Source organism: Virgisporangium aliadipatigenens (assembly GCF_016863615.1).
In the GTDB taxonomy this organism is placed as follows: domain Bacteria; phylum Actinomycetota; class Actinomycetes; order Mycobacteriales; family Micromonosporaceae; genus Virgisporangium; species Virgisporangium aliadipatigenens.
On record NZ_BOPF01000051.1, the window covers coordinates 1 to 21,633 of the forward strand.

Sequence of the window (21,633 nt, forward strand, 5' to 3'; positions counted from 1 at the left end):
CAGGCTGGGCAGGGCGACCCCGAGCCGCTTGGCGAGGGTGGCGAGGGTGACCTGCTCCAGCCCGACCTCGTCGGCGAGCCGGGCGGCCTCGTCCACCACCAGCGCCGGGGTCAGCCCCGCCCTAGGCACGCGGGTACACCCGGGCCGCGAACGTGACGAGCGCCGGATTGACCACCTCGGGATTGTCGGCCATGGGGTAGTGCCCGCTCTCCGGCACCATCAGCAGGTCGCCCCGCAGCGAGTCCCGCACGAACGCAGCCTCCGCGGCCGGGTCCGACCAGTCCGGGTCCTTGCTGCCCATGACCACCAGCGTAGGCGCGGTGACCTTGCCGAGCCGAACGGTGGCCGCCCCGTGGCTCGTGCGCGTCATCCGCGTGAACGACTGCCAGTGACTGCCCCGCTTCCACGCGGCCTTCATGTCGGCGACGTACGTGTCGTAGTCGGCCGGCCGCCGCCCCGGGTAGAACTTCGGGTAGTAGGCGCCCCAGAAAGCCGGCCCCCACGGCTTGCGCAGCAGCACCCGGGTGAGCAGCGCCAGGAACCTGTTCCCGTCCCGCACGAACGGCCCGAGCAGCGCGAGCCCGGCGATCTTCGACGGCTCCTCCGCGGCGGCGCACACGGCGGCGCTGGCCCCCATCGAGTTGCCCACGATCAGCGCCGGCCCACCGAGATGGTCGACGAGCGCGAGCAGGTCCGCGGCGATCGCCAGATTGTCGAAGGCGCTGAACGAGTCGTCGCTCTCACCGTGGCCCCGCAGATCCGTGGTGGCCACCCGGTAGCCCGCCTCGACCAGCGCCGGCACGGTGTACCGGAACGCGGAACGCAGCTCCGCGACCCCCGGCACGCACACGACCAGCGGGCCCTCCCCCCGAACGTCATAAGCGATCCGGCCCTCGCCGCGCTGGAGATACTGCGTAACGCCGTAGCTAGTAGTCATAGCCGTAAAGCTAATGCTATTAGCTAGAGTCGTCAAGGGGTCACCGGGTAACGTTGCTGACCATGCGCATCGGCATCGTTGGGGCGACCGGGCAGGTGGGCGGCGTGATGCGCCGCATCCTGGCCGAGCGCGACTTCCCCGTGGACCAGCTCCGTCTCTTCGCCTCCGCGCGGTCGGCCGGCCGCACGCTGCCGTGGAAGGGCACCGAGATCACCGTCGAGGACGCGGCCACCGCGGACTTCGCCGGGCTCGACATCGCCCTCTTCTCCGCCGGCAAGACCAGTTCGCTGGCGCTCGCGCCGCGCGTCGCCGAGGCCGGTGCGGTCGTCATCGACAACTCCTCCGGCTGGCGGATGGACCCCGACGTGCCGCTGGTCGTCTCCGAGGTCAACCCGCACGCCGCCGCACACCGGCCCAAGGGCATCATCGCCAACCCCAACTGCACCACCATGGCCGCGATGCCGGTGCTGCGCCCGCTGCACGACGAGGCGCAGCTGGTCAGCCTGGTCGTCGCCACCTACCAGGCGGTCTCCGGATCCGGCCTCGACGGCGTCGCCGAGCTGGACGAGCAGGTCAAGAAGGTGGCCGACCGCGCCACCGAGCTGACCCACGACGGCCGGGCCGTCGAGTTCCCCGCGCCGCGCAAGTACGTGGCGCCGATCGCGTTCAACGTGCTGCCGCTCGCCGGCTCGATCGTCGACGACGGGCTCGGCGAGACCGACGAGGAGCAGAAGCTCCGCAACGAGAGCCGCAAGATCCTGGAGATCCCGGACCTGAAGGTCTCCGGCACCTGCGTGCGCGTCCCCGTCTTCACCGGCCACTCGCTCCAGGTGCACGCGCGGTTCGCCCGGCCGATCAGCCCGGCCCGCGCCACCGAGCTGCTCGCCGACGCCCCCGGCGTGGTGCTCACCGACGTGCCGACCCCGCTCGCCGCCGCCGGCACCGACCCGACCCTGGTCGGGCGCATCCGCGTCGACGAGACCGTCGAGCACGGGCTCTCGTTCTTCTGCTCGAGCGACAACCTGCGCAAGGGCGCGGCGCTCAACGCCGTGCAGATCGCCGAGCTGGTGGCCGGATCACTTCGGTAGCGTTCGTCGCCGCACTGCCGCCGGAGCTTCGGACCCCGGCGGCACAGGCGGTCGGCGAGGACCTCTGGCTCCGCTGGGGCGAGCCGCACCGGCAGTACCACACGCGCACCCACCTGCTCGCCGTGCTGCGGGTGGTCGACGCGCACGCCGACCTCGCCGACGACCCCGGCGCGGTGCGCCTGGCGGCCTGGTACCACGACGCCGTCTACGACCCGCGCGGCGCGGACAACGAGGGCGCCAGCGCACAGCTGGCCGCCGCCACGCTCGCCTCCCTCGGTGCGGACAACGTCGACGAGGTGGTCCGCCTGGTCCGGCTCACCGCGGGGCACGCCCCCACGGCAGAAGACCGCAACGGCCGCCTGCTCTGCGACGCCGACCTGGCCGTCCTGGCCGGTACGCCGCAGGAGTACGACGCCTACGCGGCGGCCGTGCGCCGGGAGTACGCCCACGTGCCCGACGAACTGTTCCGGGCCGGCCGCTCGGCGGTCCTGCGACAGCTGCGCGACCTGCCGACGCTGTACCGCGCCGTTCCCGACCGGGCCGCCTGGGACTCCCGTGCTCGCGCCAATCTGGATCGTGAGCTCACCTCACTCATGGAGCCCGCTCCCTAGACTGGGCGCCATGATGCGTCGAATCGTCGTGGCCCTGATGACCGCGTTCCTCGCCCTCGGCCTGGTGGCCGGGTGCAGCTCCGAGGCGGGCGACGTGTCGTGCGGCACCAGCCAGTGCACCGTCACGCTCAACCGGGGCGTGGACGCCGACGTCTCCGTGCTCGGTGTCACCGTGAAGCTCGTCTCCGTCAGCAACGGCACCGTCACCGTCGAGGTCGGCGGCAACCAGGTGCAGATCCCGGTCAGCGACGGTGAGGGCACCAGCGCCGGCAATCTCAACATCCGCGTCTCCGAGGTCACCGACGAGAAGGTGACCCTGGTCGTCACCCAGCAGAACTAGGCGTTCCGCCCCGCTGGCCGCCGCAGCCCGGCGGCGGTCAGCACCCGCACGATCTCCCGCGAGGGCACCACGACCGCCCCGAGCCAGACGGCGACGGGAAACCGGTGCGCCGGCACGTCGTAGTGATCCCGTTCGAACGCCCGCCGCGGCGCCCCGAGCGCCTCGGCGAACGCGTGCAGCTCCGCGAACGCCGTATCGCTCACCAGATGCGACCAGTCCATCCCGTGCGGCCCCGGCCAGGTGGGCCGGTCGATGAGGATCACGGGCGGACCGCGACCGCTGACTCGTCGTCGGGCATCTTCTGGGACCTGCGTTCGCCCTCGATCCGGGCCAGATACGACTGGACCTGGGCGTCCCGCTCCGCGTCGGACCAGCCCAGCGGGCCGGCCATCAGCGATGCCGCGTGGGCGGCGGAGTCCACGCCGCGGTGGGTGGTCTCGATCGCCACGCGCAACCGGCGGTACAGCACGTCGTCCAGGTGCCGCGCGCCCTCGGCCGTCACGGCGTACACCACCTCGGCCGCGAGGTACTCCGGAGCGCCGGCCAGCGGGCGGCCCAAGGCCGGATCGGAGTCGATCAGCCCCAGCACGGCCGGCGTCAGCGTGCCGTAGCGCTCCAGCAGGTGTTCGACGACGCCGACCGGCACCCCGTGGCGACGGGCCAGCTCGGCACGCTGGTTCCACTGCGCGTGGTAGCCGTCGGCGCCGAGCAGCGGCAGTTCGGCGGTGGGCGAGGCCGGCACCGAACCGAGCCGCCGGGCCGCGCGGTCGACCACGTCGGCGGCCATCACGCGGTACGTCGTGTACTTGCCGCCGGCGACGAGCATGAGGCCGAGCATCGGTTCGACGACGGCGTGCGTGCGCGACAGCGCGGAGGTGGTCTCGTCGACCGTGTGCGGGGCGCGCCGGGTGCGCGCCTCGACGGCCAGCAGCGGGCGCAGCCCGGCGTACACGCCCTCGATGTCGGCCATGGTGAGCGGCCGGTCGAGCACGGGTGCGAGCTGTTCGAGCAGGTACTCGACGTCGCGCGCGGTGGCGACCGGTTCGTCGCGGTCGAGTTTCCAGTCGGTGTCGGTGGTGCCGATGATCCAGTGGCCGCCCCAGGGGATCACGAACAGCACCGACGACGGCGTCCGCAGGATCAGCCCCGCCTCCCCGCTGATCGCGGAGCGCGGCACCACCAGGTGTACCCCCTTGGAGGCGCGGACGCGCAGTCCGAGGTGCTCAGCGGGTTCCCCCAGAAGGGCCGAGACCGAGTCGCTCCAGACGCCCGTGGCCGCGATCACCGTGCGGGCGGCGACGTCGATGATCTCCTGACCGGCGCGGACCCGAACGCCCGTGACCTCCCGGGCGTCGCGGATTAGCGCGACGGCCGGCGCCCCCGTGAGTACACATGCACCCATCGAGGCCGCGGTGCGGGCGAGCGTCACGACGAGCCGGGCGTCGTCGACCTGGCCGTCGTAGTAGCGGATGGCGCCGGCGACGGCGTCCTCGCGCAGCGACGGGAAGAGCCGCCGTGCGGCGGTGCGCGACAGGTGCCGGTGCAGCGGCATCCCGCGCTGGCCGGTCACCGAGGCGAACGCGTCGTACACGGCCACCCCCAGCCCGTAGTAGGCCCGGTGGAAGATCCGCCGCGGCACGGACTGCTTGAGCAGCGGCACCAGGATCGGCACCGGCCGAACGAGGTGCGGGGCCAGCTTGGTGGCGAGCAGCCCGCGCTCCTTGAGCGCCTCGTGGACCAGCCCGAACTCCAGCTGTTCCAGGTAGCGCAGCCCGCCGTGGATCAGCTTCGAGGACCGGCTGGAGGTGCCGATGGCCAGGTCCCGGGCCTCCACGAGCGCCACGGACAGCCCGCGCGCCGCGGCGTCGACGGCGGCTCCGGCACCGGTCACCCCACCGCCGATGATCACCACGTCGAACTTCTCGGTCCTCAGCCGTTCGAGGTCGGCGGCCCGGCGGGCCGGGGACAACTCGCTCGCCGCGTACCGCGACCGGTCTGGATCACGCACGCCCCCACGGTAACCCGGTGCGCGGGGTGCGTACGTTCTTCCGTATGGCCGCCGAGCGTCCCCCCACCTGGCAGATCGTGGTGACCGTCCTGGCCGGCGTGTGGGCAACCGCACTCGCGGCCGCCGGTCCCGTCGTCGGCTACCTCGCGGACCAGTACTTCGCGGTGACCGACGGCGACCACGCCTCCGGCGGGTGGGCGGTGGCGGCGACGCTGGTCGCGACGGTGCTCGCGGTGATCCCGTCCGCGCTGCTCGGTTGGCGCGGCCACGGGTCGGTGCGGCCGTTCAACCGGGCGTGGGTCCTCGCCCTCGGGGCGTCCGCCGTCCTCGCGCTCCCCCGCCTCACCCCCGTTCCGTACCACGAGTTCTATCTGGTCGAACTGGCGCTGCTGGCCGCCGTCACCAGTCGCTACCTGCGTCGGGGCACACGGCTCGCGGATCGGCCCTGGCGACGGGCACCGGCGCTCGCGGGTGGGCTGGCGATGCTGCTCCCCTGGGCGTGGCTCGGTGCGCTGGGTGGGCCCACCGAGACGGTGGCGGCGTTCCTCGCGGCGCTGGCGGTCGGCCGGCTCGCGACCGTGCTCCAGCACCGCGTGCGGATGGACGGTTCGTGGCCGCGGCGGGTGCTGCTGACCGGCCTGGCCGGGATCCCGGTGGTGGCCGCCCTCGCCGGGTCGACGGGGCTGCCGGCCGTCGCGCTGGTGCTGCTGGCGGTGTTGCCGCTGCTGGCGTTCGGCGTGGCGGCGCTGCGCCCCGGGTCGGGGCTGCTCATCGGGTTGGCGGCGGCCGGCCCGTTGGCGTTCCTCGACCCGGAGGAGGTGTCGCTGCTGCTCGGTGGCACCGAACTCCTCTGGACCCTGCTCGGGGCGGCGCTCGCGCTCGGCATCGCGCTGCTGGTCGACGCCGGGTTCGGCGCCACCTACGGCCGGCTGGCCCCGCCGCCCCGCCCGGTGGTGTATCTGGTGCTGCTCGTGACGGCGGTGGCGTTCGGGACGCTGTACGTGGGGCCGGGGCGCCCGGGCTTCCACGGCGAACGCCTCTTCGTGGTGATGTCCGCGACGGCCGACCTGTCCGGGGTGGCCGCGATCCCGGACCGCGCCGAACGCCTGCGCGAGACGTACCGCCGCCTCGTCGCGACGGCCGACTCGTCGCAGGCCGCGCTGCGTAAGGGTTTGCGGGGGCTGCGGGTCGGCTTCACGCCGTTCTACCTCACCAACGGCCTGGAGGTCGACGGCGGCCCGGCGGTCCGCGCGTGGCTCGACCGGCAGCCCGGGGTGCGGAAGGTCCTGAACAGCCCGCGGCTGCGCCCCCTCCCGCGGCCGCCCGGCACCGAACGCGGCACCACCACCGCCCCCGTCGGTCCACAGTGGAACATCCAGCTCGTCGGCGCCGACCGCGCCTGGGCCGAGACGGGCGCACAGGGCGCGGGCATCACGGTCGGCACCTCGGACTCCGGTGTGGACGGCCGGCATCCCTTGCTGGCCAACAGGTTCCGGGGCGGCGACGACTCCTGGTACGACCCGTGGAACGGCACCACCACGCCGACCGACCACAATGGACACGGCACGCACACGCTCGGCACGGCCGTCGGCGACGGCGGCATCGGTGTGGCGCCTCAGGCGCAGTGGGTCGGCTGCGTCAACCTCGACCGCAACATGGGCAACCCCGCCTATTACCTGCAGTGCCTGCAGTTCATGCTGGCGCCGTTCCCGCACGGCGGCGACCCGTTGCGCGACGGCCGCCCCGAACGCGCCCCGCACATCCTCACCAACTCCTGGGGCTGCCCGAGCATCGAGGGCTGCGACAACACCGTCATCCGGCCGGCCGTCACCGCCCTGACGACGGCCGGCGTCTACTTCGTCTCGGCGGCCGGCAACGCGGGACCCCGCTGCGGCAGCATCGACGACGAACCGGCCGTGTCGCCGGAGGCACTGGACGTCGGCGCGGTCGACCGGCAGTCGCGGCTGGCCACCTTCTCCAGCCGGGGCGACGGCCCGAGCCGGCGCGCGCCCGACGTGGTCGCCCCGGGCCAGGGCGTCCTGTCGGCCATGCCCGGCGGCACGTACGCCACGCTCGACGGCACGTCGATGGCGGCGCCGCACGTGGCCGGCGTGGTGGCGCTGATGTGGTCGGCCAACCCGGCGCTGATCGGCGACATCGCCCGCACCACCGCGATCCTGCGCGACACGGCCCGGCCGGCGACGCCCACGTACCGTTCACGCAACGAGGAGTGCGGCGGCCAGCGGTACGTCATCGGCGCCGGACTGGTCGACGCCTACGCGGCCGTGCGCGCCGCTACGGGGTAGCGACGTCCTCGGTGGCGCGCAGGACGCGCAACGTGTTGTCCCAGCCCAGTTTCCGAAGCTCCACAGTGGACCATCCGCGGCTGCGCAGTTCGTCGAAGAGCAGCGGGTAGGTGGAGACGTCGGTCAGCCCGTCCGGCGTCGAGACGATCCCGTCGAAGTCGCTGCCGAGTCCCACGCAGTCCACACCCGCCACCTCGCGGACGTGTTCCACGTGGTCGGCCACGTCCGACACCCCGCACGGCGGTTGCGGGTTGTCGCGCAGCCACACCTCCTGCGCCGTGTAGTCGTCGTGCCCCTCGAACGACGCCTCGGCCTCGACGAAGCGCTGCCACCACTCCCGGCACGGTTCGGTCAGGAACGCGGGCACGAACGCCACCATCACCACGCCCTGTGTGGCGCGCACCCGGGCCAGCACGTCGTCCGGCACGTTGCGCACGTGGCCGCAGAGGGCCAGCGCCGACGAGTGCGAGAAGAACGCCGGTGCCGCCGACACGTCCAGCACGGCGTGCATGGTGCTCGGCGCCACGTGCGACAGGTCGGCGATCATGCCGAGGCGGTTCATCTCGCGCACCACGTCCCGCCCGAACGCGTTCAGCCCGCCCACGCCCGGCTCGTCCGTGGCGCTGTCGGCCCAGGCGGTGTTCTTGTTGTGCGTGAGCGTCATGTACCGCACACCCAGCCGGTACAACGAACGCAGCGCGCCGAGCGAGTCGCCGATGCTGTGCCCGCCCTCGGCCCCGATGAGCGAGGCGATCCGCCCCTGCGCCCGCGCACTCTCGACCTCGTCGGCCGTGGTCGCCAGCGCGAACTCCGCCGGATGGCGTTCGACCAGCCGGTGCACGATGTCGATCTGCTCCAGGGTGGCCCGAACGGCCTCCGCCCCGCTGTACTCGCACGGCACGTACACCGACCAGAACTGCGCACCGACCCCGCCCGCGCGCAGTCGTGGTACGTCGGTGTGCATCCCGGATCCGGACAGGTCGGTCGTCACGTCGGCGTCGAGCAGGCCCCGGCTGCGCATGCGCCACGGGAGGTCGTTGTGTCCGTCGATCACAGGCACCGTCATCCGGCCACCGTATCGTGAACCCTTTTCGTCGATTTTGCCCCGGTAAGCCCGTCCGGCGTTCTACCGTGAAAGAGTCTCTAGAGAGAGGGGTACCGGATGGCGCGGAATCCATCGAGCGAATTCTCCGAGGACGACACCATCTCGTCGAGCGCCGCCGCCCACGGCGACGCCATGATGACCGAATCCGGCTCCATCGGGACGGACGCCTCCCTGGGTCAGCAGGGAAGCCAGGATCCCACCGGCCGGATGACAGATTCCCGCACGTCGACACAGACGGCAACCCGGTCGGGCACCACCACGGGTCGCACCGACACGCCCACGTCGATGGCGCAGAAGCGGAGCAACAAGTCCCGCTAGGAACCCGGTCGTCAACCAAGGTTTGGAAAGGACGAAGGGGCGGGCCCACCGGGCCCGCCCCTTCGGTTGTGTCAGACCGGACTCAGAAGTCCATGTCCCCGCCGCCGCCGGGGGCGGCCGGAGCCTTCTCCTTCTCCGGCTTGTCCGCCACCACGGCCTCCGTGGTGAGGAACAGCGCGGCGATCGACGCGGCGTTCTGCAGCGCCGAACGGGTCACCTTGGTCGGGTCGATGATGCCGGCAGCCAGCATGTCGACGTACTCCCCGGTGGCCGCGTTGAGGCCCTTGCCCGGCTCGAGGTTGCGCACCTTCTCGACGATGACGCCACCCTCGAGGCCCGCGTTGACGGCGATCTGCCGCAGCGGGGCGTCGAGCGCGACCTTGACGATGTTGGCACCGGTGGCCTCGTCGCCCTGGAGGTCCAGCTTCTCGAAGGCGTTCTTGCCGGCCTGCACCAGCGCGACACCGCCGCCGGGAACCATGCCCTCTTCGACACCGGCACGAGCGGCGCGCACGGCGTCCTCGATGCGGTGCTTGCGCTCCTTGAGCTCGACCTCGGTGGCGGCACCGATCTTGACGACGGCGACACCGCCGGCCAGCTTGGCCAGGCGCTCCTGGAGCTTCTCCCGGTCGTAGTCCGAGTCGCTCTTCTCGATCTCGGCGCGGATCTGCGCGACCCGGCCCTTGATCTGCTCGTCGTTACCGGCACCGTCGACGATGGTCGTCTCGTCCTTGGTGACCTGGACCTTGCGGGCCCGGCCGAGCATGTCGAGCGTGACGTTCTCGACCTTGATGCCGAGCGTCTCGCTGACCGGCTCGCCACCGGTGAGGATGCCGATGTCACCGAGCATCGCCTTGCGGCGGTCGCCGAAGCCGGGGGCCTTGACGGCAACCGACTTGAAGGTGCCACGGATCTTGTTGACGATCAGGGTGGCCAGGGCCTCGCCCTCGACGTCCTCGGCGATGATCAGCAGCGGCTTGCCGCTCTGCATGACCTTCTCCAGGATCGGGAGCAGGTCCTTCACCGCGGAGATCTTCGAGTCGACGATGAGGATGTAGGGGTCCTCGAGGACCGCCTCCATGCGCTCGGGGTCGGTCATGAAGTACGGCGAGATGTAGCCCTTGTCGAAGCGCATACCCTCGGTCAGCTCGAGCTCGAGCCCGAAGGTGTTGCTCTCCTCGACGGTGATGACGCCTTCCTTGCCGACCTTGTCCATCGCCTCGGCGATGATCTCGCCGACGGTTGGGTCGGCGGCGGAGATCGCGGCCACGGAGGCGATCTGCTCCTTGGTCTCGACCTCCTTCGACAGCTGCGCGAGGTGCTCGGCCACGGCGGCGACGGCCGCCTCGATGCCGCGCTTCAGGGCCATCGGGTTGGCACCGGCGGCCACGTTGCGAAGACCCTCGCGCACCAGCGCCTGCGCCAGAACGGTCGCCGTCGTGGTGCCGTCACCGGCCACGTCGTCAGTCTTCTTGGCAACTTCCTTGACCAGCTCGGCGCCGATCTTCTCGTACGGCTCCTCGAGCTCGATCTCCTTGGCGATGCTCACACCATCGTTGGTGATGGTGGGCGCGCCCCACTTCTTCTCGAGCACGACGTTGCGGCCCTTCGGGCCCAGCGTCACCTTGACGGCGTCGGCGAGGACGTTCATGCCCCGCTCAAGACCGCGGCGCGCTTCCTCGTCGAACGCGATAATCTTGGCCATTCGGCGTTGTCCTCCTGGACGTTCGCGGCCCGTCACGGCCCGGGAGGGACCGCACGTGCACCGCCTGCGTACGCACCTGCGCCGGGCCACCTAGGAGGCGACCCGCCGGTCGGGTGCGGACAGCCCGCGACGACCGGTCCCGTTACCGATGGAAGCCCACCGGCCGGAGACCCTTCCGCACCGACCTTTGGCACTCTACATGCGTGAGTGCCAACACCTGTTTAGCACTCTGCCGTAGCGAGTGCAAGCAGAACGGAGGTGACCGGGAGGTGGCCGTCAGCCCTCAGGGGCGGCGTCGACCGCCGCACGGCGCAGCGGGAGCAGGCCACGGGAAACGACCGGGGGTCGGCACGGTCGCGCCCGAGAGAGATGCGTGACGCCCCGGGGCCCGGAACGCACGCGGGGCACCGGCCTCCGTCGGCTGGGAGGTGCGGTGCCCCGTCAGTGGTGCGAGGTATGAGTCAGGGGATGACGCGGACCTTTTCCGCCTGGGGGCCCTTCTGGCCCTGCGCGATTTCGAATTCCACGCGCTGTCCGTCTTCAAGGAGCTTGTAGCCATCCATCTCGATCGCGGAGAAGTGGACGAAGACGTCCGGCCCTCCGTCGACCGCGATGAAGCCGTAGCCCTTCTCGCTGTTGAACCACTTGACGGTGCCCTGTGCCACGGTGCACTTCCTCACTTCAATGGTGCTGGCGCCGACGCGATTAGGCCGGACACCCGACGCCACACGTCGCAGCGCCGAGACGCACGCTACACGAGGCGACCCACCGCCGCACTCCCCTGAAACGGACACGACGCCGTTCAAATGCGCGTTCCGTACGGGCCCGCATCGCCACCAGATACAACACCGCATGTCACGATGAGACATTGATGTTCATGCGACCTGCGAAGAAGGTTCCTGGTGGGTCGGCAGTCGCCGCATGGTGCGCAACGGCGACAGGAACACGGGCAGGAACGTCAGGCATCCGCCGACGGCGCCGACCCACAGCGCGGTGCGCACGGAGAACACCTCACCGAGCACGCCGCCGATCACCGCGCCCAGCGGGATCGTGCCCCAGACCAGGAACCGCATGGTGGCGTTCATCCGGCCCAGCAGGCGTTCCGGCGTCAGCCCCTGCCTGAAGCTGACCTGCACGACGTTGTAGACGACGACCCCGAACATGTACAGCATGCCGCCCACCGCGGCGGCCCACAGCAACCAGCCGGGCTCGATGAGAGGTTGCAGCAGAGCGAGCGGCGACGTGACCGCCATCGAGATCCAGATCGTCGGCCCCTCGCCGAGCAGTCCCGCTACTTTGCGTGCCACGAACGCGCCGACCAGTCCCCCGATCGCCCCCATGGACAGGAAAACACCGATGACGCCGGCCGAAAGCTTCAATTCGTCGGCGAGCAGCACCAACAGCATGGGAAAAGCTATGTTGTTCATGAGATTGGAACTGCCGGTGCACATTGCGATGGCGCGCAGAATCCGATTGCGCAGCACGAAACGTAGGCCCTCGGCGATCTCCCGTCCGAGATGTGCGTCGGGTGCTCGTTCGGGCTTGTCCTCACGTTTGCGGATACGCTGCACGAACACGGCGGACAGCAGAAAACTGGCGGCATCGACGGCGACCGCCACCGGTGCGGTCAACGCCTGAATGAGCAGTCCGGCCGCGGTGGGCCCACCGATCTGACTCACGCCCTGCACCGCTTGGAGCTTGGCGTTTCCCTCGACGAGATGTTCGCGGCCGACGAGATGCGGCAGATAGCTCTGGTACGCCACGTCGAAAAATACGGTGGAGACGCCTACCAGCACCGCCACGATGTACAGCTGCGGCATGGCCAGCACGTCGGCCCACCACGCCGCCGGAACGGACCCGAGCAGCAGCGCCCGGGCGACGTCGCCGGCCATCAGGACGTTGCGGCGGCGCATCCGGTCGACCCAGGCGCCGGCCGGCAGCCCGACGACGAGGAACGCCACCGTCTCGGCGGCGGCCAGCAACCCCACCTCGAACGGCGTGGCGTCCAGCGCGACGATGGCGACCAGCGGCAGCGCCAGGATGGTCACCTGCGTGCCGAGCTGGCTGATCGTGTCGGCGGCGAAGAGCTGCCGGAAGTCGTGATGCCTCAGCAGCCCGAGGTCGATTCTCATCCGCGCCGTCACGGGACGAGCGTGGCGGAGTGATTGGGAAAAGTCAACCAGTTAGCCTGTTGGGTGTCATGCATCCGAAACGCCCACGCGGGATCACCCCCACCGAGGCCGAGGCGAAGGCGCTCGCCTCGGCGTTCCGGCTGCGCGTCCTGCGCCTGTGCCTGGACCGGCCGATGACCAACAAGGAGCTGGCGCGCAAGCTCGACGCCAACCCGGCCACCGTCCTGCACCATGTGCGCACGCTCGTGGCGACCGGGTTCCTCGCGCCGCAGCCCGAGCGGCGCGGCACGCGGGGCGCCCGCGAGGTCCCGTACCTCGCCACCCGCAAGTCGTGGCGGATGGATGCGAGCGCCCGGCCGTCGGGCGGCGGCGCGGCGATGATCGAGGCGTTCCTCGACGAGGCGCGCTACGTGAATGCCGACGACATGTCGTTGACGCGGCTCGGCCTGCGCCTCACCGATGACGAGTATGCGGAACTGCGCAAGCGCCTGGCCGCCGTCCTCGACGAGTACGCCGACCGGCCGCCCACACCGGACGGCCGGCCCATATCGATCTTCCTTGCCTGCCACGAGGACGTGACCCGGGACTAGGACCTAGACCTCGGCCTGCAGGTTCTGCCAGCCGTCGACGGGTCGGAAGCCCATCGCCTCGTTGATGGCGATCATGTACGAGTTGGACGCGGCGTTCCACGTGTCGATGTACCGGACGCCGGGCAGCCCCTCCAGCGCGAAGCGCAGGTTCTCCACCTTCACCAGGGCGCCGAGGCGGTGGCCCCGGTGCTCCGGCAGCACGAGCGTGATCCCCTGCCCCGCGTGCAGGTCGCCCAACGGGTCCTGGAAGACGACCGTCCATGCCACGATGCGCCCGGTCGCGTCGTGCCGCGCCACGGTCGAGAACTTCCGCAGCCCCAGCACCTTGTGGAACTCCTCGACGGCGCGGACCCGTTCGCCGTCGATGTTCTCGGGCTCCCAGACGAGGTCGCCCAGCGGCGCGTCGGTGGAGAGCCGGCTCTCCAGGTAGGCGATGTCGTCGACGTACTCCTCGGGGGTGCGGTGCCAGCGCAGCAGCGAGTAGCCCTGTGCCTTGGCGCGGGCCTGCTCGGCCAGGGCGTCGAGCGCGGCGTGGTCGAGGGTCGACACGTCGAGCCGGCGCCGGACGTCGTCCAGGCCGTTCGTCATGCCCATCGCGGCGCCGAACCGCGCACCGGCCTCGTCCCGCGGCCGACCCGGCAGGCCCACCGCGGCCATCGCGAAGATCCGGTGCCGGCCCTCCGCGCGGACCACGTCGACCCCGAACCGGTACAGCGACCGCCCGATCCCGCGTCGCCGGTACTCCGGCAGCACGTCGATCTCCATCTCGGCGGAGTCGGTGTTGTCGAGCGTGTGCAGGACGAGCTGCAGCCGGCCGATCACGGTGCCGGCGTCGAGCGCCACGTACCGCAGGACGCGCATGCCGGGTCTCGGCATGGTGAACGACAGGTCGTAGCGTTTTCTGCACGGTGGTGGGAAGTCTGGATGATCGTGTGCGCCGACGGCCTGCATGACCGCGAAGTAGCCCTCGCGCAGGAGTTGATCGGCGCCGTCGACCGGCGTGATGGTGGGGGAACGCGTCTCGATGGCCATACCGTCGAGGGTCGACCTGTCCCGGGGACCCGGCCACCGATTTTCCGCGACACGCCGCTGGACACGAAGGTGCCGGAAATTGGTCGAGAGGACGCTCGCACAACGCCTCCGGCGCCGTCTGTCGCCGGCCTCCCAGGGGTGGCCTGGCGGCGATACGTCCTCCCGCAGAAGGCATCCTGCGCGTTGTATGTCACACCGTCAAGCCCACCGGAAGGGTGAATGCGCACCGTCGGACGCAACCCAATTACCGACCGCAGCGGTAGGTTCCACCATTCGGTCAGCCGGGCCGGCCGAACGGGTGACCACCAGCGGGAACATGCCGGCAATTCGACACCCGGACGGACGGCCCCGATCCCGGAGAGTTATCCAACCTGAAAATTCAGCCAGGTAGGGAAGTACTAGTCGATCAAGCCGGCTTCGCGGACGGCCTTGAGCGAGGGGCGCACCCGGTAGGTCGGCCCGACGAGCCCCGACACCGCATCGATCGTCTTGAGCCCGTCGCCGGTGTTGAACACGACGGTCTCCGCGTCCGGGTCGAGCTTGCCCGAGGCGACCAGCTTGCGCAGCACCGCGGTGGTCGTACCGCCGGCGGTCTCCGCGAAGATGCCCGTCGTGCGGGCGAGCAGCCGGATCGCGTCGACGATCTCGCCGTCGTCCGCGTAGTCCATCCAGCCGCCGCTGCGCCGCACCGCCTCCAGCGCGTACAGGCCCGCCGCCGGGTCGCCGATGTTGAGCGACTTCGCGATGCCGGTCGGCTTCACCGGAACGATCTCATCGGTGCCCTTGTGCAGCGCGGTCGCGATCGGGTTGCAGCCGGCCGACTGCGCACCGAAGACCTTCCAGCCGTTCGCCGGCGGCTCGACCAGACCGGCCTCGATCAGTTCCTGGAACGCCTTGTCCACCTTGGTCAGCAGCTCGCCCGAGGCCATCGGGATGACGACCTGCTCGGGGATGCGCCAGCCGAGCTGCTCGGCGACCTCGTAGCCCAGGGTCTTGGAGCCCTCGGCGTAGTACGGCCGGATGTTCACGTTGACGAACGCCGTCTTCTCGAACTCGTCCGTCTCGGTCAGCTCGGAGCAGAGCCGGTTGACGTCGTCGTAGGAGCCCTCGACGGCCACCAGGTCCCCGTCGTACACGGCCGTCATGACGACCTTGCCCGGCTCCAGGTCGGACGGGATGAACACCATCGAGGGGACTCCGGCGCGGGCGGCGTGCGCGGCGACGGAGTTGGCCAGGTTGCCTGTCGACGCGCAGGCGTACCGCTGGAAGCCCAGTGCCCGGGCGGCGGTCAGCGCCACCGACACCACGCGGTCCTTGAACGAGTGCGTCGGGTTGGCCGAGTCGTCCTTCACGTACAGCGGCCCGCGCACCCCGATCGCGGCGGCGAGGCCGTCGGCGCGCACCAGCGGCGTGAACCCGGGGTCGAGCGTCACCCGGGCCGACGCGTCGGCACCGACCGGCAGCAGGCCGGCGTAGCGCCAGATGCTCTTGGGGCCGGCGGCGATCTGCTCGCGGGTGACGCGCGCGAGAGCGTCCGCGTCGTAACCGACCTCAAGGGGGCCGAAACACTCGTAACACGCGTGCTGCGCGGCGAGCGGATACTTGGTGCCACAGCCGCGGCACACAAGGTTACGAGCCGGGGAGTCGCCGAAGACGGTCATTGAGGCCTCTCTCTCATCTTCCCCGGGCACGAACCGTGCACCGGGACGGAGTTGGCACCTGCCGCGCGGGCCTCGACAGTGAGGATCGATGCGCGGGGGTTGCCGGGGCGTCAACGGGCCGTATCCCTCAGCCCCTCTGGATGAGGTATTCAGTTGTGTCGGCAAGCCTACCCAATCGCCGGGCTCAGCCAGACCGGAGATCTCAGGGGGTGGGCCACGTTACAGTCGATCTCATGCATCCGGGGGCCGCTGCCTGGTACGACCGGCGCACCTCACGCTGGTCCGACTGGCCGGTGGAGCGCCTGGTCGCGGCGAAGCGCGACACGACCGTGAGCGTCGTCCTGCCGGCGCTCGACGAGGAGCCGACCGTCGGGGAGATCGTCTCGTCGGTGGTGAAGCTCGGCGCCGACACCGGCCTCGTGGACGAGGTGGTGGTGGTCGACTCCGGTTCGGTGGACGACACCGCCGCCGTCGCCGCGGCCGCCGGCGCCGCCGTCTACCACCGCGACGACATCCTGCCGGAGCTCGGCAGCCGGCCCGGCAAGGGCGAGGTGCTCTGGAAGTCCCTCCTCGTGACGCGCGGCGACATCCTCGTGTACGTCGACGCCGACCTGACCGACTTCCAGCCGCACTTCGTCACCGGGCTCCTCGGGCCGCTGCTGACCGACCCGGGCGTGCGGCTGGTGAAGGCGTTCTACGACCGGCCGCTGCTCGACGTGTCGGCGGCTGGTGGTGGGCGGGTGACCGAGTTGGCGGCGCGCCCTCTGCTCAACGCCCACTTCCCCGAACTGGCCGGCGTCGTGCAGCCGCTCGCCGGCGAGTACGCGGGCCGGCGCAGCCTGCTGGAATGGCTGCCGTTCGCCGCCGGCTACGGGGTCGAGACGGGCATCCTCATCGACACCTGGCGGGCGCACGGGATCGACTCCATCGCACAGGTGGACCTCGGCGAACGCACCCACGGCCACCAGGACACCGCCGCACTCGGCCGGATGGCCGCGACGATCCTGCACACCGTGCTCAACCGGGTGCCCGGTGGGCGTGCCGAAGGCGCGACGCTCACGCAGTTCCAACGGAAGGAAGGGGTGGTGACGCCGGTGACCCACGAGATCACCTGGCCGGACCGACCACCCATCAGATTTGCCGGCTAGCCGGCCCGCTGCGTACTTCTAGATGCTGACCGGGTGCGTTCCCTGCACCCGGTCAGCTCCCGGCGAGACCGCGCCCCTCGGCCGGGCAGCGGTCCCGAATCAGCTGGGGCTCAGGTCTCCGGCCGTCACCCCGCACACGAAGTCCCGCCACGCCTCCGGGGAGAACGTGAGGGCCGGACCCGACGGGTCCTTCGAGTCGCGCACGGCAACCACGCCCGGGAGGTTGTCGGCAACCTCCACGCAGGCTCCACCCCCGTTGCTCCGGCTGCTCTTGCGCCACACGGCGCGGGACAGGTCAGTCACTTGCGGTACCCCCTTGCGATCTCGGCTATCAGGTCGGCAGACGCCTGTTCGTCGAGGGACGCGGTGACCGTCGACTCCCAGACGCTGTTGAACGCGGCTACCTCGGCCGGCTTGTCGAGGTACAGCGCGCCGGTGAGGCCATCGCTGTACACCGTGGACGGCTCCGATTGCCGACCCTCCCCGTTGGCGGGGAAGTCGAGGATGATGAACGGCCCACCGACCATCGCGGCGCGGTGCAGTCCACCGTCGATCGGCAGGACCCGGATCGACACGTTGGGCAGGGCGCCCATGGAACACAGGTGCTGCAACTGCTCGGCCATGCCGCAGGGGATCGCACGCCGCAGCACCACTTCGTTGAGCACCACCTCGAGCCGGGGCGGCGCGGGCAGTGAACGTTTCAGCAACGCCTGCCGTCCGATCCGAACGGCGACGCCGCGTTCGATCTCGACGGCCGGCATGTCCGGCTGGGCCACGCGGTACACCTCGGTCGCGTACTCGCGCGTCTGCAGGATCCCGGGGACCAGCTCCGGCTCGTACAGGCGCAGCCGGCTCGCGGCGCTCTCCAGCCCGACGTACAGCTCGAACCAGCCCGGGATGGCGTCGCCGTAGGAGTGCCACCAGCCCTTGGCCTTGGTCTCCTTCGCCAGGCCCATCAGCGCCTCGGTGATGTCCGGCGCCGCGCCGTAGAACCTGCACATGGCCTCGACGTCGAGCGCGCGCATGGACACCATGCCGCTCTCGATGCGCCAGATCTTCGGCGTGGACCACTCCAGCGCGTCGGCGGCGGCCTTGACCGTGATGTGTGCTTCCTCGCGCAGGTGCCGTAGATAGCGCCCCAGTTGCCGGCGCGGAACGGTCGAACCGGCGTCCGTCGTCATGCCGGTCTCCTTACACATCGGGCGCGTCCGGCGTTCGTTTTGTAACACCCCCTCTCGCGGGCGGCAATAGATCGATGATCAATGTCATCAGAAATGCCGATCGCTCGATGTGCAATATTGCCTTTCTCGTGGACCTTGGCGACCATGGAACGACGGGCAGGGCGGGCAAACCGCCACGAGCCCCTCACGGGGGGAGGCGCGCGCGATGCACGATCGCGCTTATCTGGAGGCTTTCGCACTCGCACTCGCGCAGCGGCACCGTCCACAGTGGTCGTGGAGCCGGTTCCGTCGGATCTGCCGGTGCGGGGCGTCGCTTCCGTGCCGGGCCCTGATGACACCGCCACTGTTCAACAACGGTGGCGCCTGATCTGAACCGATGATCGAACGGCATCGTTGAGATGCGCACACGGGGACGTCCGGGCAGGGACGTCCCCGTCGTGCGTTTTCTAGACTCCTTCGCATGGGGACAGTGGCGGCAGTGCACCGCAGCGGGGAGTACACGTTCACCAAGCCGGCCCAGGAGTCGATCACCCTCAAGGAGGGGCTCGGCGTCGAGGGGGACGTCCACTCGGGCGTCACCGTCAAGCACCGTTCGCGGGTCGCGCGGGATCCCTCCCAGCCCAACCTCCGCCAGGTGCACCTGATCCACGCGGAGCTGCACGACGAGTTGGCCGCCGCCGGGTTCGCCGTCGATCCGGGCGACCTCGGGGAAAACGTCACCACCCGCGGGATCGACCTGCTCGGCCTGCCGACCGGCACCCTGCTGCGCCTGGGCGACGAGGCCGTCGTCGAGGTCACCGGGCTGCGCAACCCGTGCCTGCAGATCGAGGCGTTCCAGAACGGACTCCTCGCCCACGTGGTGGGACGCGCGGACGACGGTTCGGTCATCCGCAAGGCCGGCATCATGAGCGTCGTGCGGACCCCCGGCGTGGTCCGCCCCGGGGACGTCATTTCGGTCGAACTCCCGGCGGGCCCGCACACTCCGCTCCAGCCGGTGTAAAGCCGGGCTGTCAGTCGACCACCGACATCGCGCGATCCAGGAGCACCGGCAACTCCGCCGCCCGATCGCTCGACGCCCAGGCCTTCAGTGCCGCGTCCAGGCAACCGAGCGCGGCGGCGATCATCGCGTCGGCGCGCGGATCGGCGGTGTCGCCGGGTTCGGCGCCGAGGCGACGGGCCACCTCGGGCCGGAGCAACTCCTGCCAGTAGGCGTTCTTCTCGCGATGGCGCGCCGCCAGGGCGGGAGTCGCGACGATCAAACGCATGAGGCGCTTGACGTTCTCACCGCCGGCGGCGAGCTGCTCGATGCGCGGGTCGAGCGAACCGCGCAGGGCGGCCCAGGGCTGCTCGCCGGCCGGCCGGGCGACGAGCGCGTCGAGCCAGGCGCGGCCGGTGTCGGCCGTCCGCTCGAAGAGCGTGTCCTCCTTCGACGGGAAGTACCGGAAGAACGTGCTGCGCGAGATCTCCGCCCGCGCGCAGATGTCCTCCACCGTCGTCTCCTCGAAGCCGCGTTCGAGGAAGAGGTCCACGGCCATCGCGGCGACCTGGGCCCGCACGGCTTGACGCGCGCGCGTCCGCGCACCGCCGCCGGCCCCTGCTGTCACCGCGCCACGGTACTAAGCCCGCGGCCCTCCGGGACCGGCTGGGGCGTTCACCAGTGTTTCGGTCCCAGATTCACTCTTCTGAGACTGAGTTTCTAAAGTGGGACTCAGTTCCATATATGGAGGTGTGGGTTGGGCGCGCAGAAGGTCATCGTCGTCACCGGGGCGAGCAGCGGCATCGGCACCGCCGCCGCGACGCGGCTGCACGGCGACGGGCACACCGTCGTGGTCGTCGGCCGATCGGCGCAGCGGCTGGAGGCCGTCCGCGCGAAGCTGGGCGTCGACGGCTACGTCGCGGACTTCACCCGCCTCGACGAGGTCGCGGAGCTCGCCGGCAAGCTGCGGGCGGCGTATCCGCGCATCGACGTGCTCGCCAACAACGCCGGCGGCATGTTCGGCCCGCGGGTCACCACCGTCGACGGTTTCGAGAAGACGTTCCAGGTCAATCACCTGGCGCCGTACCTGCTCACCCGGCTGCTGCTGGACACGCTCGTCGCGTCCCGGGCCTCGGTGATCCAGACCTCGAGCACGGTGCGGTTCACCAAGACCATCGATCTCGACGATCTCGACCACGACCGCCACTTCGACGCGGTGCACGCCTACGGCGCCTCGAAGCTGGAGAACATCCTGTTCACCACCGAACTGCACCGGCGCTACCACGACAGCGGCCTGTCGGCGGCCTCGTTCTACCCCGGCAACGTCCTGACGAACTTCGCGTCGGAGGCGACCAAGCCGGTCATCCGCGCCGTTCTGTTCGTCGCGTCGATCCCCGGGGTGCGGCGGCTGCTGTTCTCCACGCCGGAGCAGGGCGCCTCGCAACTCGTCTGGCTCGCCGCGGGTACGCCCGGCACCGACTGGCAATCCGGCGCCTACTACTACAAGCACAAGGCCGACCGGCCGAACAACCCGCAGGCGTTCGACGCCGACCTGGCCCGCGGCCTGTGGGAGCGTTCCGCGGAACTGGTCGGCGGGTGGCTGCCGCGTTGAGCCCCTACGACACGACGTCCTTGCGCAGGAAGCGCCACCACGACAGCACCAGCAGGAGCGTGGTGTAGACGACGGCGGAGACCAGACCGCGCGCCACGTCGGCGGTCTGCATCGGCGTCGACAGCAGGCCCAGCCACGCGTCGTTGAAGTGGCTGGGCAGCAGGTCGCGGATCCCGCCCAGCGCGTCGATCTGGTCCAGGATGCTCGACACGATGTAGAGCAGGACCGCGCCGCCGACCGCGCCCAGCGGGGCATCCGTCGACACCGACAGGAAGAACGCCAGCGCGCCGACGACGAGCATCATCGCGAACAGGTAGCCGAGCACCAGCAGCAGGCGTCCCACGCCCGCGCCGGCCGAGAGCGTGCCGCCGACCGGCGCCTGCAACGGATCCCAGCCGTACGCCAGCGTGCCGGCCAGCAGCGCCGTCCCGAGCAGGAGCAGCATCGCCGCGGCGGTGTAGAGCAGCGCCACGGTCAGCTTCACGGCCAACAGCCGCGAACGCGGCACCGGCACCGCCAGCAGGTAGCGCAGGCTCCCCCAGCTCGCCTCGCTGGCGACGGCGTCGCCGCAGAAGAGCGCCACCACGACGACGAGCAGGAAACCGGCCGAGACGAAGATGGTGAACAGGGCGAAGTTCGGGCCGCCGCTCGTGGCGACGTCGACCAGCGCGCTGAACCCGCCGTTGCCGTCCCCGTCGCCGTCGCCGTCCCCGCCGCCCGGGTTCCAGGCGAAGGCGCCCAGCACGATCAGCGGCAGCAGCACCATGAACCCCAGCGCGAACTGCGTGCGCCGGCGCGCCGCCTGCCGCCGCACCTCGGTCCAGACGGACAGCGTGCGGCCGGGCTTGTAGCCGACCGCCGCCTCAGAAACGACGCTCATCGG

At 70.7% G+C, this 21,633-nt stretch carries 22 protein-coding genes and 1 riboswitch; of the genes, 9 read left to right on the plus strand and 13 right to left on the minus strand.

Going from position 1 to position 21,633, the window contains the following annotated elements; all coding sequences use genetic code 11:
* Positions 1–121: 121 nt before the first annotated feature.
* Entirely contained in the window at positions 122–937 is an 816-nt protein-coding gene (locus tag Val02_RS42240) for an alpha/beta fold hydrolase (RefSeq protein ID WP_203904986.1), read from the minus strand.
* Positions 938–999: 62 nt separating this feature from the next.
* Here Val02_RS42240 and Val02_RS42245 point away from each other — a divergent pair, with 62 nt between their 5' ends.
* The 3 genes from Val02_RS42245 to Val02_RS42255 all read left to right on the plus strand — a co-directional run bounded on the left by Val02_RS42245 (position 1,000) and on the right by Val02_RS42255 (position 2,976).
* Entirely contained in the window at positions 1,000–2,025 is a 1,026-nt protein-coding gene (locus Val02_RS42245; RefSeq protein WP_203904987.1) for an aspartate-semialdehyde dehydrogenase, read from the plus strand.
* A 122-nt stretch (positions 2,026–2,147) separates the two neighbouring features.
* Positions 2,148–2,636, plus strand: coding sequence for an HD domain-containing protein (locus tag Val02_RS42250; protein ID WP_239153756.1), 489 nt, complete (start codon positions 2,148–2,150; stop codon positions 2,634–2,636).
* 10 nt (positions 2,637–2,646) lie between these two features.
* Positions 2,647–2,976, plus strand: coding sequence for a hypothetical protein (locus Val02_RS42255; RefSeq protein WP_203904988.1), 330 nt, complete (start codon positions 2,647–2,649; stop codon positions 2,974–2,976).
* On the opposite strand, the gene Val02_RS42260 is transcribed toward Val02_RS42255, so the two are convergent.
* On the minus strand, positions 2,973–3,239 hold the full coding sequence (locus Val02_RS42260) for a DUF4031 domain-containing protein (protein ID WP_203904989.1): 267 nt from the start codon (positions 3,237–3,239) through the stop codon (positions 2,973–2,975). The genes Val02_RS42255 and Val02_RS42260 overlap by 4 nt on opposite strands.
* Positions 3,236–4,984 carry a glycerol-3-phosphate dehydrogenase/oxidase gene (locus tag Val02_RS42265; RefSeq protein WP_203904990.1) on the minus strand — a complete coding sequence of 583 codons (1,749 nt, stop codon included), beginning with the start codon at positions 4,982–4,984 and terminating at the stop codon, positions 3,236–3,238. Before Val02_RS42265 ends, Val02_RS42260 begins: the two co-directional genes overlap by 4 nt.
* Positions 4,985–5,001: 17 nt before the next feature.
* Between Val02_RS42265 and Val02_RS42270 the strand changes: the two genes are divergently transcribed.
* Positions 5,002–7,290 carry a S8 family serine peptidase gene (locus Val02_RS42270; RefSeq protein WP_239153757.1) on the plus strand — a complete coding sequence of 763 codons (2,289 nt, stop codon included), beginning with the start codon at positions 5,002–5,004 and terminating at the stop codon, positions 7,288–7,290.
* Here Val02_RS42270 and Val02_RS42275 read toward each other — a convergent pair.
* Entirely contained in the window at positions 7,280–8,356 is a 1,077-nt protein-coding gene (locus Val02_RS42275) for a dipeptidase (protein WP_203904991.1), read from the minus strand. The genes Val02_RS42270 and Val02_RS42275 overlap by 11 nt on opposite strands.
* Positions 8,357–8,452: 96 nt before the next feature.
* Here Val02_RS42275 and Val02_RS42280 point away from each other — a divergent pair, with 96 nt between their 5' ends.
* Entirely contained in the window at positions 8,453–8,713 is a 261-nt protein-coding gene (locus Val02_RS42280) for a hypothetical protein (protein ID WP_203904992.1), read from the plus strand.
* An 82-nt stretch (positions 8,714–8,795) separates the two neighbouring features.
* On the opposite strand, the gene groL is transcribed toward Val02_RS42280, so the two are convergent.
* From groL to Val02_RS42295, 3 genes are all read right to left on the minus strand, one after another.
* A complete protein-coding gene (gene groL / locus Val02_RS42285) occupies positions 8,796–10,418 on the minus strand; it encodes a chaperonin GroEL (protein WP_203904993.1) in 1,623 nt (540 codons plus the stop codon).
* 461 nt (positions 10,419–10,879) lie between these two features.
* Positions 10,880–11,083, minus strand: a complete 204-nt coding sequence (locus tag Val02_RS42290; protein WP_203904994.1) for a cold-shock protein — start codon at positions 11,081–11,083, stop codon at positions 10,880–10,882.
* Positions 11,084–11,293: 210 nt separating this feature from the next.
* On the minus strand, positions 11,294–12,562 hold the full coding sequence (locus Val02_RS42295) for an MFS transporter (protein ID WP_239153758.1): 1,269 nt from the start codon (positions 12,560–12,562) through the stop codon (positions 11,294–11,296).
* A 56-nt stretch (positions 12,563–12,618) separates the two neighbouring features.
* Between Val02_RS42295 and Val02_RS42300 the strand changes: the two genes are divergently transcribed.
* The gene (locus tag Val02_RS42300; RefSeq protein ID WP_203904995.1) at positions 12,619–13,140 is read left to right on the plus strand and encodes an ArsR/SmtB family transcription factor; all 522 of its coding nucleotides are present in this window, start codon (positions 12,619–12,621) and stop codon (positions 13,138–13,140) included.
* A gap of 3 nt (positions 13,141–13,143) precedes the next feature.
* On the opposite strand, the gene Val02_RS42305 is transcribed toward Val02_RS42300, so the two are convergent.
* Both Val02_RS42305 and thrC read right to left on the minus strand, forming a co-directional pair.
* Positions 13,144–14,172: a GNAT family N-acetyltransferase gene (locus Val02_RS42305; protein ID WP_203904996.1), complete on the minus strand. Its 1,029-nt coding sequence runs from the start codon at positions 14,170–14,172 to the stop codon at positions 13,144–13,146.
* Positions 14,173–14,570: 398 nt separating this feature from the next.
* On the minus strand, positions 14,571–15,833 hold the full coding sequence (gene thrC, locus Val02_RS42310) for a threonine synthase (RefSeq protein ID WP_203904997.1): 1,263 nt from the start codon (positions 15,831–15,833) through the stop codon (positions 14,571–14,573).
* 10 nt (positions 15,834–15,843) lie between these two features.
* Positions 15,844–15,980, minus strand: a riboswitch (SAM riboswitch).
* 86 nt (positions 15,981–16,066) lie between these two features.
* Between thrC and Val02_RS42315 the strand changes: the two genes are divergently transcribed.
* Positions 16,067–16,981 carry a glucosyl-3-phosphoglycerate synthase gene (locus Val02_RS42315; RefSeq protein ID WP_203904998.1) on the plus strand — a complete coding sequence of 305 codons (915 nt, stop codon included), beginning with the start codon at positions 16,067–16,069 and terminating at the stop codon, positions 16,979–16,981.
* A gap of 99 nt (positions 16,982–17,080) precedes the next feature.
* Here Val02_RS42315 and Val02_RS42320 read toward each other — a convergent pair whose 3' ends face one another.
* Together Val02_RS42320 and Val02_RS42325 are read right to left on the minus strand one after the other, a co-directional pair.
* Positions 17,081–17,284: a DUF397 domain-containing protein gene (locus Val02_RS42320; protein ID WP_203904999.1), complete on the minus strand. Its 204-nt coding sequence runs from the start codon at positions 17,282–17,284 to the stop codon at positions 17,081–17,083.
* Complete coding sequence (locus Val02_RS42325) at positions 17,281–18,162, minus strand: helix-turn-helix domain-containing protein (protein ID WP_203905000.1); 882 nt, start codon at positions 18,160–18,162, stop codon at positions 17,281–17,283. Before Val02_RS42325 ends, Val02_RS42320 begins: the two co-directional genes overlap by 4 nt.
* A 460-nt stretch (positions 18,163–18,622) precedes the next feature.
* Between Val02_RS42325 and Val02_RS42330 the strand changes: the two genes are divergently transcribed.
* The gene (locus Val02_RS42330) at positions 18,623–19,162 is read left to right on the plus strand and encodes an MOSC domain-containing protein (protein ID WP_203905001.1); all 540 of its coding nucleotides are present in this window, start codon (positions 18,623–18,625) and stop codon (positions 19,160–19,162) included.
* A 10-nt stretch (positions 19,163–19,172) separates the two neighbouring features.
* Here the strand turns inward: Val02_RS42330 and Val02_RS42335 are convergent, their stop codons facing one another.
* Positions 19,173–19,766: a TetR family transcriptional regulator gene (locus tag Val02_RS42335; protein WP_203905002.1), complete on the minus strand. Its 594-nt coding sequence runs from the start codon at positions 19,764–19,766 to the stop codon at positions 19,173–19,175.
* Between the two features lie 129 nt (positions 19,767–19,895).
* Here Val02_RS42335 and Val02_RS42340 point away from each other — a divergent pair, with 129 nt between their 5' ends.
* Complete coding sequence (locus tag Val02_RS42340; protein WP_203905003.1) at positions 19,896–20,750, plus strand: SDR family NAD(P)-dependent oxidoreductase; 855 nt, start codon at positions 19,896–19,898, stop codon at positions 20,748–20,750.
* Between the two features lie 4 nt (positions 20,751–20,754).
* Here the strand turns inward: Val02_RS42340 and Val02_RS42345 are convergent, their stop codons facing one another.
* A complete protein-coding gene (locus tag Val02_RS42345) occupies positions 20,755–21,630 on the minus strand; it encodes an ABC transporter permease (protein WP_203905004.1) in 876 nt (291 codons plus the stop codon).
* Positions 21,631–21,633: the final 3 nt, after the last annotated feature.